Source organism: Streptomyces sp. NPDC057424 (assembly GCF_042803315.1).
In the GTDB taxonomy this organism is placed as follows: domain Bacteria; phylum Actinomycetota; class Actinomycetes; order Streptomycetales; family Streptomycetaceae; genus Streptomyces.
Window position 1 is genome coordinate 38,303 of the sequence record NZ_JBHVCP010000021.1, and the last position, 12,117, is coordinate 50,419.

Consider the following 12,117-nt stretch of genomic DNA (forward strand, 5'->3'; position numbering starts at 1 on the left):
CTACAGCAAGTCCTTGAGCCGCTCGGCGAGCAGGTCCCAGCGCCACTTCTCCTCGACCCACTCCCTGCCCCGCTCGCCCATCCTGCGGCGCAGCCCGGCGTCGCCGAGGAGGACGGTGATGCGGTCGGCGGCCTCCTCCGGGAAGCCGCCCCGCACCACCCAGCCCGTCTCGCCGTCCAGGACCGCGTCCGGGGCGCCGCCCGAGTCGCCGGCCACGACCGGGAGCCCCGTCGCGGAGGCCTCCAGGTAGACGATGCCGAGGCCCTCGACGTCGAGGCCGCCCCGGCGGGTCCGGCAGGGCATCGCGAAGACGTCGCCGGCGCCGTAGTGCGCGGGCAGCTCGGACCAGGGCACCGCGCCGGTGAAGCGGACGGCGGAGGCGACGCCGGTCTCGTGCGCGAGCCGCCGCAGGTCCTTCTCGTAGGGGCCGCCGCCGACGACCAGCAGGACGGTGTCCGGCTCGGCGGCGAGGACGCGGGGCATGGCCCGGATCAGGGTGTCCTGCCCCTTGCGCCGCACCAGCCGGGAGACACACACCACCACCGGGCGGTCCGTCAGGCCCAGTCGTGCCCGGATCTCGTCGCCGCCCGAGCCGGGGTGGAAGGTCTTCTCGTCGACGCCGGGCGGCAGCTGCGCCATCCGGGCGGCCGCCTCGGGCGTCAGGGCGGAGGCGATGCGCGAGCGGGTGTACTCGCCGAGGTAGGTGACCGTGTCCGTGGCGTCGCCGATCCGGCGCAGCAGCTGCCGGGCTGCGGGCAGCTGCGCCCATCCTGCCTCGTGGCCGTGCGTGGTGGCGACCAGCCGCTCGGCGCCCGCGCCGCGCAGGGCCGGGGCCATCAGGCCGAGCGGGGCCGCCGCCCCGAACCACACCGAGGTGCAGCCGTGCTCCCGCAGCAGCCCGACGGCCCGCCGGGTGGCACCCGGCGTCGGCAGCAGCATGGTCGTGCGGTCCCGTACGACGGTGAAAGGCTGCTCGGCGTCGAAGGCGCGGGTCGCCTCGACGCCCTCCCGGGTCCGCTTCCAGGTCGAGGCGTAGACGACCAGCTGCTGCGGGTCCAGCCGCAGCGCCATGTTGTGCAGGAAGGCCTGGATGCCCCCGGGCCGGGGCGGGAAGTCGTTCGTCACGATCAGGGTCTTGCGCACGCCGCCGACCCTACCGAACCGCCCTCACCGCCCTGTGCGGCAGCACATATGGCACGCTCACAGCTGACGGGACCATCATGGCCCCTCGACACGGCACGCGAACGGGCAGGGATCACGTGAAGACGACGGGCACGAGACGGTCGTCCCCGGCATGGCTGCCGGTGGTCTGGTGTCTCACGAGGCTGTTGCTGCTGCTGTTCGTCCTGAAGGTGTACGTCTTCCCGGGCCCGGACGTCACGAGCGACGTGCACGTGATCTACCAGGGCTGGTACGACGTCCTGCGCACCGGAACGTTCCCTCTGGAGGACGTCACCTGGCAGTACCCGCCCGCCGCCGCGCTGGCGATCCTCTCCCCCGGCCTGCTGCCCTTCCTGGACTACGCGACCGCGTTCTTCGTCCTGGTCTGCGTCACCGACCTGGCCGTGCTGGCCCTGATGACGTACGCGGGCCGCCGCCCGGGCCGGTCGCTGCGCGGCGCCTGGGTGTGGGTGGTCGGCGTGCCGCTGCTCGGCCCGACGGTGTACGCCCGCTACGACGTGATGGTCACGGCGGTGGCGATGGCCGCGCTGCTCGCGGGCGCCCGGCACCCCAGGGCGATGGGGGCCCTGGCGGCCTTCGGCGCCCTGCTGAAGGTCTGGCCGGCGATGCTGCTCCTGGCCGCGCGCCGCCGCAGCGCCTGGGTGTCGGCCCTGGTGACCGGCATCGCGGTGACGGGCGTGTGCGCGCTGGCCATGCCGGGCGCGTTCGCGTTCCTCACCTTCCAGCGCGACCGGGGCACCGAGGTGGAGTCGCTGGGCGCACTGGTCTTCCACGTCGCCCGGCACTTCGGCTGGCAGGGCGAGGTGAAGCTGAACTACGGCTCGATCGAGTTCCTCGGGCCGTATGTGAGCGAGGTGAGCACCGGCGCGCTGTTCCTGACCGGGGCGGCCTTCGGCTGGCTGGTGCTGTGGCGGCTGCTGGCCCGGCGCTTCGAGGAGCACACGCTCGCCGACGCGGCGTTCGTGGCGGTGCTGATGTTCACCACCACCAGCCGGGTGATCAGCCCGCAGTACATGGTGTGGCTGGTCGGGCTGGCGGCGGTGTCCCTGTACTTCCCCGGCAGCCGGATGCGGCTGCCGGTCGTCCTGGTGCTGGTGGCGTGCTTCGTGACGGTGCTGGAGTTCCCGTTCTACTTCGCCAACGTCGTGGCCAGTGACAGCCTCGGCCTCACCCTGATGTTCCTGCGCAACGGGCTCCTGGTGGCCGCCGCGCTGATCGCGGCCCGCGCCCTGTGGCGCGCGACCGTACCGCCCGTCACGCCGCCCGCTCCCGCACCCCCTCAGCAGGCCCGCGCCGACGAGACGCCCGTCTCCTCCTGAGCCGGGGCCCGCCGGAACAGCACCCCCGCCGCCGGCCCGCACCGCACCGCCGTCGCGCGCGCCGGGCTCACCCCGGGCAGCTCCGCGCCCGGTCAGGCGGTACGCGCGCGGCGACGCAGCAGCGCCGAGGCGGGGCGAGGCGGAACGGGCCTGGCCGCGGGAGGCCGTCGAACGGCCCGACCGGCCGGACCGAGGCCGGGGGCCGGCCCCCGGTCAGCCCAGCTGATCCCGCAGAGACGCCCGCCACTCCTCCGTAAAGGCCTCAGGCGTCGTCCCCAGGACCTTCCGCATCGCGTCCTCCACCGCGCCCCGCCCCCGGTGCTCCCCGACGGCCCGGTAGAACTCGCCCAGCCGGGACTCGCCCCAGCGGTCGGCGATCAGCCGGCACGCCGTCCAGCCGCTCTCGTAGGAGCGGGCCAGGCGGCTCGCGTCGCCGGTGAAGCCGAAGTCCTCGTCGTCCGGGAGGGAGGTGGGGACCCGGCCCTCACCGACCGCCCGGGACAGCTCGGGTGCGGCCTCGGCGGGGGTGCGGCCGGCGGCGCGGTAGCCGACCCAGTCGGCGTACCCCTCGGACAGCCACAGGGGCGTGGCGGCCGTGGTGCGGGCACGGGTGGCGACGTGGGTGGTCTCGTGGGTGACGACGACCTGCTCGCCGAGGCCGCCGAGGAGCGCGAACGCATCCGGGTTGACGATGATCCGGTCCGCCGGCGCCCGGTCCCGCGCCCCCGTCTCGCCGGTGGTGACCGCCGCGATCCCGCGGTAGGAGGAGGCGGGCGAGCCGAGCAGCCCCGCCATCCCCTCCAGGGACTTCGGCACGAGCACGACGACCCGCCGGCTCCAGTCCGCGCCCCACGCGTCCGACACGGCGGGCACCGCGCGGTCGGCCAGGTCCGCGAAGTCCCGCAGCGACTGCCCGGACTGGCCGACGCCGAGCACGAGGCTGTGCCGGCCCCGGACGAGCTGCACCGTCCCCTGGTCCCAGAGCTGCTGCGCGGACTTCTTCGCGGGCCGGTCGGTGTCGACGGACCACTGCCCGTCCGCGTCCCGGCTCAGCCGCAGCGAGCGTCCGGCGGTCACCGGCGCCCGGTCGTACCCGGCGACGCGGTAGCGCAGTTCGGCGTCGGCGGTGGCGGTGTCACCGGTGCGGCGCACCGCGGTCACCCGGTACGACCAGGCGGCCACGGGCACCGCTCGCAGCTTGGCGAAATCCGTCCCCGTGCCCGTGCGTTCATAGGCCCGCGCGTCACGGTCGACGACCGCGGCGGCCCGCCGGTCCAGGAGCCGCTGCACGTCGGCCGTGACACGGTCGGCCGCGGACCGCCCGCCGCACCCGGCCAGGGCGACGAGCAGCACGACGAGCGCCACCAGCGCGGACCCCGACCTTCGACCAGCCACGTTCCCGATCGTACGGGCGCCGGGCCGCGCTGGTCAGACCCTGGTGACCGACGAGACGGGCATCATCCCGACCGGGTCGTAGCGCACGGGCGCGCCGGGGTAGGGCGCGTGGATGACCTGCCCGTTGCCCATGTACATCCCGACATGGCTGGCGTCGCCCCGGTAGATGACCAGGTCACCGGGGCGCGCCTCGGACAGCGGAACCTGCCGGCCGGCGTACCGCTGGGCCTGTGAGGTGCGCGGCAGGGAGACCCCGGCCTGCGCGTACGACCACTGCATCAGGCCCGAACAGTCGAAGCCGGTGGGCCCGTTGGCGCCCCAGACGTAGGGCTTGCCGAGCGCGCTGCGGGCGGCGGCGACGGCGGCGGACCCGCGTCCCGAGGCGGCGGTGGCGCCGCCGGGACCGGGCAGGTTCCCACGGCCGGAGCGGGAGGCGCGCCCGTAGGCGTCGCGCTCGGCGTCCGGCAGGGAGTTGAGCAGCCGACGGGCCGTGGCGAGTTTCCGCTCGACGGTCTTCTTGTGGGCGGCGACGGCCTTGCGGCTCTGGTCCAGTTCGCGGAGCTTCCCGGCGGTCTCCTCGCGGTCCTGGGCGAGTTCGCGCATGGCGGTCCGGAGTTCCCTCAGCTCACCCGCCTGGCGGGCGGTGAGGCGGTCGAGCCGGGACGCGTGGTCGAGGTAGTCGTCCGGGTCGTCGGAGAACAGCAGGGCGAGGGACGGGTCGATGCCGCCCGCGCGGTACTGGGCGCCGGCGAGCGAACCGAGGGACTCCCGCATGGAGTTGATGCGCTGCTGCTGGCGGGCGACGCGGTCGCGGGCGGTGCCGACCTCGTCACGCAGCTCGTCGGCGCGCTCGTCGGCCTTGTTGTACGCCTCGGTCGCCTTCTCGGCCTGCTCGTAGAGCCGGTCCACCGTGGCCCGGGTGTCGTCGTACGGTGCGGCGACGGCCGGTACCGCGCCCACGGCGGCGGCCGCGACGGACAGGAAGCTGACCGCGGCACCGGCGCCCCGGTCGAACCCGGACGGTGCAAGGCGGCGATGGGACCCCACGGGAAGCCGCTCTCCTTCCGCTGGCGGACTTGGAACGCGGCAGACAGTAGCCCCGCGACGGGGGGCCGCCAACGACCATCCGTGGGTATCCAGCACGGCGCCCCGCCGCTGACGCAGGTCAATGGCGGGGCGTGGGCTCACTCGGAGCTGTCGGGATTCCCCCGAACGGCGGACACGGTGTCCTGATCTTGAGGACGCCGGGAGGAATCCGGGGGATGCCGGCGAGGGTGCGGATCAGACCCGGACGCCGAACATGAACGGGCCGCCGATGGTGTCCATCGACTCGTAGCGGACGACGGTGCCGGTGCGCGGGGCGTGGATGATCTGCCCGTTGCCGGCGTAGAGGCCGACGTGGTGCAGGTCGTTGAAGAAGAAGACCAGGTCGCCGACCTTGAGCTGGCTGACCGAGTAGATCTTGGTGCCGGCTCCGGTCTGGGCCTCGGAGGTGCGCGGGATCTGCACGCCGGCCGCGGCGTAGGCCCGGGAGGTGAGGCCGGAGCAGTCGTAGGAGCTCATGCCGGTGGCGCCGTAGACGTAGGGCTTGCCGAGCTGGCTCTGGGCGAAGGAGAAGGCGGCGGCGGCACGGCCCGAGCCGGGCGGGGCGTCGGCGGTGAGGGCGTCGCGCTCGGCGGCCCGGCTGGCGCGGTTCTCCTCCTCCTTGAGCTGTGCCTTCTGGGCAGCGGTGAGGGTGTTGAGCAGCTTCTGCGCGGAGGCGAGCTTGCCCTGGACTTCCTTCTTCTTCTTGCCGAGCTCGGTGCGGGTGGAGGCGAGGTCCTTGAGCTTCTCGGAGGCCTCGGCGCGCTGCTGGGCGAGTTCGCGCTGCTTCTCCTGGACCTTCTTCAGCGCCTCGACCTGCTGGCCGCTCAACTGGTCGAGCGTGGATGCCTTGTCGAGGTAGTCGTCCGGGTCGGCGGAGAGGAAGAGCTGGACCGAGGGGTCGATGGAGCCGGTGCGGTACTGCGACGCGGCGGCGAGGCCCAGGCTGTCGCGCAGCTCGTTGAGCTCCTCCTGGCCGCGGGCGACGTTGTCCTGGATGGTGGAGATCTCCTTCTGGAGCTTCTCCTGCTTCTCCTTGGCCCCGTTGTACTTCTCGGTGGCGTGCTCGGCCTCTTCGTAGAGCTTGTCGACCTTGGCCTTGACCTCGTCCTTGCTCGGCTTCTCGCTGGGGGCCGCGTTGGCGGCCTGCGAGCTGAAGGCGACGGCAGCGGCGGCGGCGGTGGTCAGCACGGTCACACGTGCGCGGCTCGGCTGCTTCGGACGACGGTGGGACGCCACGGGTGACTAGCTCCTTCTCGGCCCCTCCGCCGTCGCTCCCAGTGAGCGATCACCCGAGCGGAGGTTCGGGGCCTGACCCTAGTGACCTTCCTGTGATCAGTTCAAATCCTCAGATGAAAAATCGCGTCACGGTAGGCCAACTTTTCCTCTGGACTCACAGCCGGTGAGACCCACTTGACGCAACGTGGCGCACAGGTCCCACCAATTCGGGCATCACGCCCGGACGTTACGCATCGCCCGTACGGTCTCTAGGCCCGCGAAAGGCGCTTCAGGAGCATCGCCGAGGCCACGGGACGGGCACCCGCCCGCGCCACACCGTCGGCCACCTCGCGGTCGGTGGACGCCACGATGACCGGACGGCCCGGGGGTTCGGCGCGCACCAGCTGGCGGATGAGCTCGTCGGCGGTGACACCCGGCTTCGAGAACAGCACGCGCACACCGCGTGGCGGGGCCAGCAGCACCGGTGCGGCCAGCTCCGCGCCGTCGAAGACGCAGGTCACCTCGGCGCCGCTCTGCGCGGCCAGTTGGGAGAGCTGCCCGAGCAGCCGCAGGCGCTGCTTCTCCAGCGGCATCTGCGGATAGCCGGTCTTGGTGACGTTGTAGCCGTCGACGACCAGATGGGCCTGCGGCAGCGCCAGCAGCTGGTCGAGGACCTGCGGGTCGTGCTCGGACAGGGCGCGGGCGGCGATGTCCTTGGGGCTCATCCGGCCCGGCTCGACGGCGTCGACGGTCTCGGCGGGCCGCACCGAGACCGGCGGCAGGGCCAGTTCGCGGCGGAGCCCCTGGGTGGCGTCCAGCAGGGTGTCCAGCAGCAGCCGTACCCGCATGTCCTCGACGCTGCGGCCCTCGCGGGCGGCCCGGCGCGCGGCCTCCAGGGCGGCCTCGGTCTCGCCCAGCCGGGACTTCAGCCGCCGGGTCTCGCTCTCGGCGGCGGACACCTGGGCGTGCCCCTCGGCACGCACGGCCTCGATCTCGCCGTGCGCCTTGCGCAGGGCGGCCTCGCCGCGCTTGACGTCACTGAGGGCGGCGCGCAGCTTGCGGTGCAGCGAATCGGTTTCCTTCTTGGCCGATTCCAGCTCCGCGCGCAGCCGCTCGGTCTCGGCCCGGGTGTGGTCACGGGCCCGGTCGAGCTCGGCGCGCAGCCGCTCCAGCTCGGCCCGGCTCTCCTCGTCGGCGCGCTCGGCGTCGGCCCGCTGGGCCTCCTCGCCGGCGGCGGTCACCAGCTTCACCCAGTCGAGTGGCCGCAGTACGTAGGCCGCGGCCGCCACGTCGAGCGGGTCCGCGGCCGGGGGCGGGGAGCCGGAGTCGAGGGCGCCGGTCAGCTCCGGCTGGGTCTCTCTGAGCTTCTCCCCGATGCGCTGCCGGAACAGCGGATCGGTCTCCAGCGCGGCCGCCATCGCGTTGCCGGCGAACTTCGCCCGGCGGTTCGGCGCGAACCGGGCGTACTGCCTGAGCTGCGCGGGCAGCTCGCTGACCGTCAGTGATCCGAAGCCGTCGGAGACGATCTGCACGACCCTGCGGCGCACGCCGTCGGGCAGCGGACGGTCGAGCACCTCGGCGGCGCCGTCGCCCGGCCCCCCGCCCGTGGTCTCCACCATCCGTCACACCCCAATGCCTGTGCGGGGCCGGCTCCCGTCAGGAGCCGGCGCCCGGCCTGTCCACGAGTTCCACCTGGTCCACCGCGTTGCACCAGCGGCAGCGCACCGACTCGATGGTCTCACTGAGCACCTCGCGCTCCTCGACCTTCGGCTCTCCGGCCAGGTCGAGGTGGACGTACTCGACGACCTTCGACGAGCGGGTCACGTCGAACCTCGTGAGGTTGCCGCAGAGGGTGCAGCGCCACCGCGTCTCAGCGGTCGGCAGGGGAACCGTCATCGTGACCTGTTCTCTTTCCTTCTTGTGTCCGTGACGCGACCGGCATCCCCGGCGCGTATGGCTCGTAACCCTACGGCCTGGCGGGTCCCCGCCGCCCGCGCGTCCACGGCGGCGAGGCGGTCCGGGCGGTTGCGTCCCGTTACGTCATGCTCTGTGTTCATGATCCGCAAGTGGAGTGCGTCGATCGTCCGGTCCGGCAGATCGGTCAGGGGGTCGTCGGCGCCGGTGACGTACGCACTGATCACCCTGTGCTGCCTGGCCTTCCTGGCCGGGCCCGCCTCGGGCCTGAACCCGGCGTACGGCACGGGCGACGAGCTGCTCGCCGTGCAGCGGGCCTACTTCCGGCGCTGGGGCGTGATTCCCGCAGAACTGTTCGACGGGTCCGCGGGACCGGCCCTCACCCCCGCGACCGCCCTCTTCGTCCACGGAAGCTGGGTGCATCTGCTCGGCAACATGCTCTTCCTCTACGTCTTCGGGGCGATGACCGAGGAACGGATGGGCCGGGTGCAGTTCACCCTGTTCTACGTCGGCTGCGGCTACCTGGCCCTGCTGGGCTACGCCGTCGCCAACGCGGACTCCGAGCAGTCCCTGGTCGGCGCCTCGGGGGCGATCTCCGCGGTCCTCGGTGCGTTCCTGTACCTGTTCCCCCGGGCCCGGGTGACCAGTCTCCTGCCGTTCCTGTTCTTCCTGCCGGTGCGCTTCCCCGCCTGGGTCGTGCTGCCCTTCTGGGCGGCGCTGCAGTGGCTGGCGGCGGGGCGCGCCCCGGACGGGCCGGGGGTCGCCTACCTCGCCCACCTGATCGGATTCGGTCTGGGCTTCGGCTATGCGTCGGTCCGCTACGGCCGCCCCACCAGCCCTACTAGAGTGAAGGCCGCCCCTGCTCCGGCCCCCGAGGGAGAGAACCAGCCGTGATCACCGCGATCGTCCTCATCAAGACCAGCGTGGACCGGATCCCCGAGATCGCCGAGTCGATCGCGGCGCTGGACAGCGTCAGCGAGGTCTTCTCCGTCACCGGCACCTACGACCTGATCGCGATGGTCCGGGTGAAGGAGCACGAGGACCTGGCGGAGGTCATCCCGGGCCGGATCAGCAAGATCCCCGGGGTGGAGGGGACCGACACGCACGTGGCGTTCCGCACGTACTCGCAGCACGACCTGGAGGCCGCGTTCTCCATCGGGCTGGACAGCTGAGGACCGCCCCGGCCTGAGTGCACCGGCCTCCCGCCACCGGCTCAGGCGGAGGTGTCCGGCACGCAGCGCCCGTCCTCCGTGCGGTAGTTCCACTTCGCCCCGTCCGTCACGAGCTCCTTCACCGCCCGCACGAACCGCTCCACGTGCTCGTCGGGCGTGCCGGCGCCGAAGCTGACCCGGATGGCGTTGAGCGACTTCTCCCCGGGCGCGGCCTCGGGCGACCCGCACTCGCCCTGCGACTGCGGGTCGCTGCCGAGCAGCGTGCGCACCAGCGGGTGGGCGCAGAACAGCCCGTCCCGGACGCCGATGCCGTACTCGGCGGACAGGGCGGCGGCGAAGTGCGAGCTGTTCCAGCCCTCGACGACGAAGGACAGCACGCCGACGCGCGGCGCGTCGTCCCCGAAGAGCGACAGGAACCGCACCTGAGGCACGTCGGCGAGACGGTCGCGCACCGCGCGGACCAGGTACTGCTCACGGGCGACGAGCGTGTCGAAACCGGCCTCGGTCAGCGCCTTGCACGCCGAGGCGACGGCGTGGGCGCCGATGACGTTGGGCGACCCGGCCTCGTGGCGCGCGGCGCCGTCGTGCCACTCCACGTCCACTCCCCCGTCCGCGCGCCGGCTGACCTTGCGGCTGGCGCCGCCGCCCGCGAGGTACGGCTCGGCGGCGCGCAGCCAGTCAGCCCGCCCGGCCAGGACGCCGGAGCCGAAGGGCGCGTACAGCTTGTGCCCGGAGAAGGCGACCCAGTCGACGTCGAGGTCCGCGACGGACACCGGGTGGTGCGGGGCAAGCTGGGCGGCGTCCAGGACGATCCGCGCGCCGTGGGCGTGCGCGGCCGCCGCGAGTTCCCGTACGGGCCACAGCTCGCCGGTGACGTTCGAGGCGCCGGTGACGCAGACGAGGGCAGGTCCATAGGGGTCGCGGCCGGCGAGGGCGCGCTCCAGCGTCTCGACGGCCTGACGCGGGCTGCGCGGGGCGTCGAGGCAGGTGACGCGGGCGTTGCGCCAGGGCAGCAGGGCGGCGTGGTGCTCGGTCTCGAAGACGAAGACCTGGCAGTCGGCGGGGAGGGCGGCGGCGAGGAGGTTGAGGGAGTCGGTGGTGGAGCGGGTGAACACGACCTGGTCGTCCTCGCGGCAGTCGAGGAACCCGGCGACGGTCCGGCGGGCGTTCTCGAACAGGTCGGTGGAGAGCTGGGAGAGGTACCCGGCGCCGCGGTGGACGCTGCCGTAGTACGGCGCGTAGGCGGCGACGTCGTCCCAGACCCGCTGGAGTGCCGGGGCGCTGGCGGCGTAGTCGAGCGCGGCGTAGGGGGCCTCGCCGCCGGTCACCAGCGGAACGGTGACATCCCGGCCCAGAACGGGCAGCGGGGCACAAACGGACGGGGCGACGGCAACGGTGGAGGCGGACATGGCGGAACTCCCGTGAGAGGCATGGGGTGAGAGAAAAGGGGTGTGCGGAAGCGGGGCTCTGCGGCCCTATCGCATTCGCTTGCTCACGGGAGGCTCCTCGACGACCAGGACCCCTGGTGTCTCGAGGGGTCCGCGCTTGCCGCGGACCTCGCTGCCCACGGCCTGGTCTTCACCCGGGGCACCCCGCCACGGACGGAGGGTTGCCGGACAGTCGGCCGGGGCCTCATGACTGTCACTCATGACCTGATCAGGAAAGTACGCGAAAAGATCGGCGTCCCGCAACCCGAGTCCGGATCACGGGACGCCGTACGGGATCCGCTACCTGTTGCTCGCGGCCACCCAACGCTCCAGCGTCCGCTTCGCCGCCCCCGAGTCGATCGACTCGGCCGCCTTCACCATCCCGGCACGGATCTGCTCCGCCAGCGGCGCGGTGGTGGGCTCCAGGGCCACCAGTGCCGCCGCCGAGTTCAGCAGAACCGCGTCCCGGACCGGGCCGGTCTCGCCCTCCAGCAGACGTCGGGCGACCTCGGCGTTGTAGGAGGCGTCCGCACCGCGCAGCGCCTCCACGGGGACCAGTTCGAGGCCCACGTCACGCGGGTCGAAGGCCTCCTCGGTCACCTCGCCGTCCCGGACGGTCCACACCCGGGACGTGGACGTGGTGGTCAGCTCGTCGAGGCCGTCGTCGCCCCGGAAGACCAGGGACGAGTTGCCGCGCTCGGCGAAGACGCCCGCGACGATCGGCGCCATGCGGGGGTCCGCCACACCCACGGCCTGGGCACGGACCCGGGCCGGGTTGGTGAGCGGGCCGAGGGCGTTGAACACCGTGCGGATGCCCAACTGGCCGCGGGCCGCGCCCGCGTGCCGCAGCGCCGGGTGGAACTTCACCGCGAAGCAGAAGGTGATCCCGGCCTCCTCGGCGACCTCCGCGACCCGGCTGATCGGCAGCTCCAGGTTGACCCCGAGCTTCTCCAGCACGTCGGAGGCCCCGGACGCCGAGGACGCGGCCCGGTTGCCGTGCTTGACGACCTTCGCGCCGGTGCCGGCGACGACGATCGAGGACATCGTGGAGATGTTGACCGTCTTGGCGCCGTCACCGCCGGTGCCGACGATGTCGACCGTCGCCCCGGGCACCTCGATCACGTTGGCGTGCTCGTACATCGTGCGGACGAGACCCCTGATCTCCTCGACGGTCTCGCCCTTGGCGCGCAGGGCCACGACGAACCCGGCGATCTGCGCCTCGGTCGCCTCGCCGCGCATGATCCGGTCCATCGCCCAGGCGGTGTCGTCCGCGCTCAGGTGCCTGCCGTCCAGCAGGCCGTTCAGCAGCAGGGGCCAGGAGCGGCCCGCCGCGGTGTCGCCTCCAGCGGGGGTCACAGCGCTCATAAGCCGCTCCAGGGTCAGGCGTCCCGCACTACGGGACGAGAG

The 12,117-nt window shown here is 73.0% G+C and carries 11 protein-coding genes and 1 riboswitch; of the genes, 3 read left to right on the forward strand and 8 right to left on the reverse strand.

Annotated elements, in window-relative coordinates; all coding sequences use genetic code 11:
• The gene (locus ACFU3E_RS18750; RefSeq protein ID WP_384158958.1) at positions 1-1,143 is read right to left on the reverse strand and encodes a glycosyltransferase family 4 protein; all 1,143 of its coding nucleotides are present in this window, start codon (positions 1,141-1,143) and stop codon (positions 1-3) included.
• 77 nt (positions 1,144-1,220) lie between these two features.
• Here ACFU3E_RS18750 and ACFU3E_RS18755 point away from each other — a divergent pair, with 77 nt between their 5' ends.
• Positions 1,221-2,501 (forward strand): glycosyltransferase 87 family protein, encoded by a 1,281-nt coding sequence (locus ACFU3E_RS18755; RefSeq protein WP_384158961.1) that lies wholly within the window; start codon positions 1,221-1,223, stop codon positions 2,499-2,501.
• A gap of 213 nt (positions 2,502-2,714) precedes the next feature.
• Here ACFU3E_RS18755 and ACFU3E_RS18760 read toward each other — a convergent pair whose 3' ends face one another.
• The 5 genes from ACFU3E_RS18760 to ACFU3E_RS18780 form a co-directional block, all read right to left on the reverse strand.
• Entirely contained in the window at positions 2,715-3,896 is a 1,182-nt protein-coding gene (locus ACFU3E_RS18760; RefSeq protein ID WP_384158964.1) for a hypothetical protein, read from the reverse strand.
• A gap of 33 nt (positions 3,897-3,929) precedes the next feature.
• Positions 3,930-4,943, reverse strand: a complete 1,014-nt coding sequence (locus ACFU3E_RS18765; RefSeq protein WP_384158967.1) for an NlpC/P60 family protein — start codon at positions 4,941-4,943, stop codon at positions 3,930-3,932.
• A gap of 234 nt (positions 4,944-5,177) precedes the next feature.
• Entirely contained in the window at positions 5,178-6,218 is a 1,041-nt protein-coding gene (locus ACFU3E_RS18770; protein ID WP_248501186.1) for a C40 family peptidase, read from the reverse strand.
• A 248-nt stretch (positions 6,219-6,466) separates the two neighbouring features.
• Positions 6,467-7,816 carry an NYN domain-containing protein gene (locus ACFU3E_RS18775; RefSeq protein WP_384158970.1) on the reverse strand — a complete coding sequence of 450 codons (1,350 nt, stop codon included), beginning with the start codon at positions 7,814-7,816 and terminating at the stop codon, positions 6,467-6,469.
• Between the two features lie 37 nt (positions 7,817-7,853).
• Positions 7,854-8,093 carry a hypothetical protein gene (locus ACFU3E_RS18780; RefSeq protein ID WP_003989675.1) on the reverse strand — a complete coding sequence of 80 codons (240 nt, stop codon included), beginning with the start codon at positions 8,091-8,093 and terminating at the stop codon, positions 7,854-7,856.
• A gap of 159 nt (positions 8,094-8,252) precedes the next feature.
• Between ACFU3E_RS18780 and ACFU3E_RS18785 the strand changes: the two genes are divergently transcribed.
• Together ACFU3E_RS18785 and ACFU3E_RS18790 are read left to right on the forward strand one after the other, a co-directional pair.
• Positions 8,253-9,005, forward strand: coding sequence for a rhomboid family intramembrane serine protease (locus ACFU3E_RS18785; protein WP_384158974.1), 753 nt, complete (start codon positions 8,253-8,255; stop codon positions 9,003-9,005).
• Positions 9,002-9,283, forward strand: a complete 282-nt coding sequence (locus ACFU3E_RS18790) for an Lrp/AsnC family transcriptional regulator (protein WP_384158977.1) — start codon at positions 9,002-9,004, stop codon at positions 9,281-9,283. The genes ACFU3E_RS18785 and ACFU3E_RS18790 overlap by 4 nt, the downstream gene beginning before the upstream one ends.
• A gap of 41 nt (positions 9,284-9,324) precedes the next feature.
• Here ACFU3E_RS18790 and ACFU3E_RS18795 read toward each other — a convergent pair whose 3' ends face one another.
• Both ACFU3E_RS18795 and trpD read right to left on the reverse strand, forming a co-directional pair.
• Positions 9,325-10,692 carry an aminotransferase class V-fold PLP-dependent enzyme gene (locus tag ACFU3E_RS18795; RefSeq protein WP_384158980.1) on the reverse strand — a complete coding sequence of 456 codons (1,368 nt, stop codon included), beginning with the start codon at positions 10,690-10,692 and terminating at the stop codon, positions 9,325-9,327.
• 127 nt (positions 10,693-10,819) lie between these two features.
• A riboswitch (SAM riboswitch) is annotated at positions 10,820-10,936 on the reverse strand.
• Positions 10,937-11,010: 74 nt separating this feature from the next.
• Positions 11,011-12,075, reverse strand: coding sequence for an anthranilate phosphoribosyltransferase (trpD, locus tag ACFU3E_RS18800; RefSeq protein ID WP_384158983.1), 1,065 nt, complete (start codon positions 12,073-12,075; stop codon positions 11,011-11,013).
• Positions 12,076-12,117: the final 42 nt, after the last annotated feature.

Coding starts and splice junctions, on each gene's coding strand:
- ACFU3E_RS18785 (WP_384158974.1), top strand. CDS start 8,253: ATGATCCGCAAGTGGAGTGCGTCGATCGTCCGGTCCGGCAGATCGGTC.
- ACFU3E_RS18755 (WP_384158961.1), top strand. CDS start 1,221: ATGGCCCCTCGACACGGCACGCGAACGGGCAGGGATCACGTGAAGACG.
- ACFU3E_RS18795 (WP_384158980.1), bottom strand. CDS start 10,692: ATGTCCGCCTCCACCGTTGCCGTCGCCCCGTCCGTTTGTGCCCCGCTG.
- trpD (WP_384158983.1), bottom strand. CDS start 12,075: ATGAGCGCTGTGACCCCCGCTGGAGGCGACACCGCGGCGGGCCGCTCC.
- ACFU3E_RS18775 (WP_384158970.1), bottom strand. CDS start 7,816: ATGGTGGAGACCACGGGCGGGGGGCCGGGCGACGGCGCCGCCGAGGTG.
- ACFU3E_RS18780 (WP_003989675.1), bottom strand. CDS start 8,093: ATGACGGTTCCCCTGCCGACCGCTGAGACGCGGTGGCGCTGCACCCTC.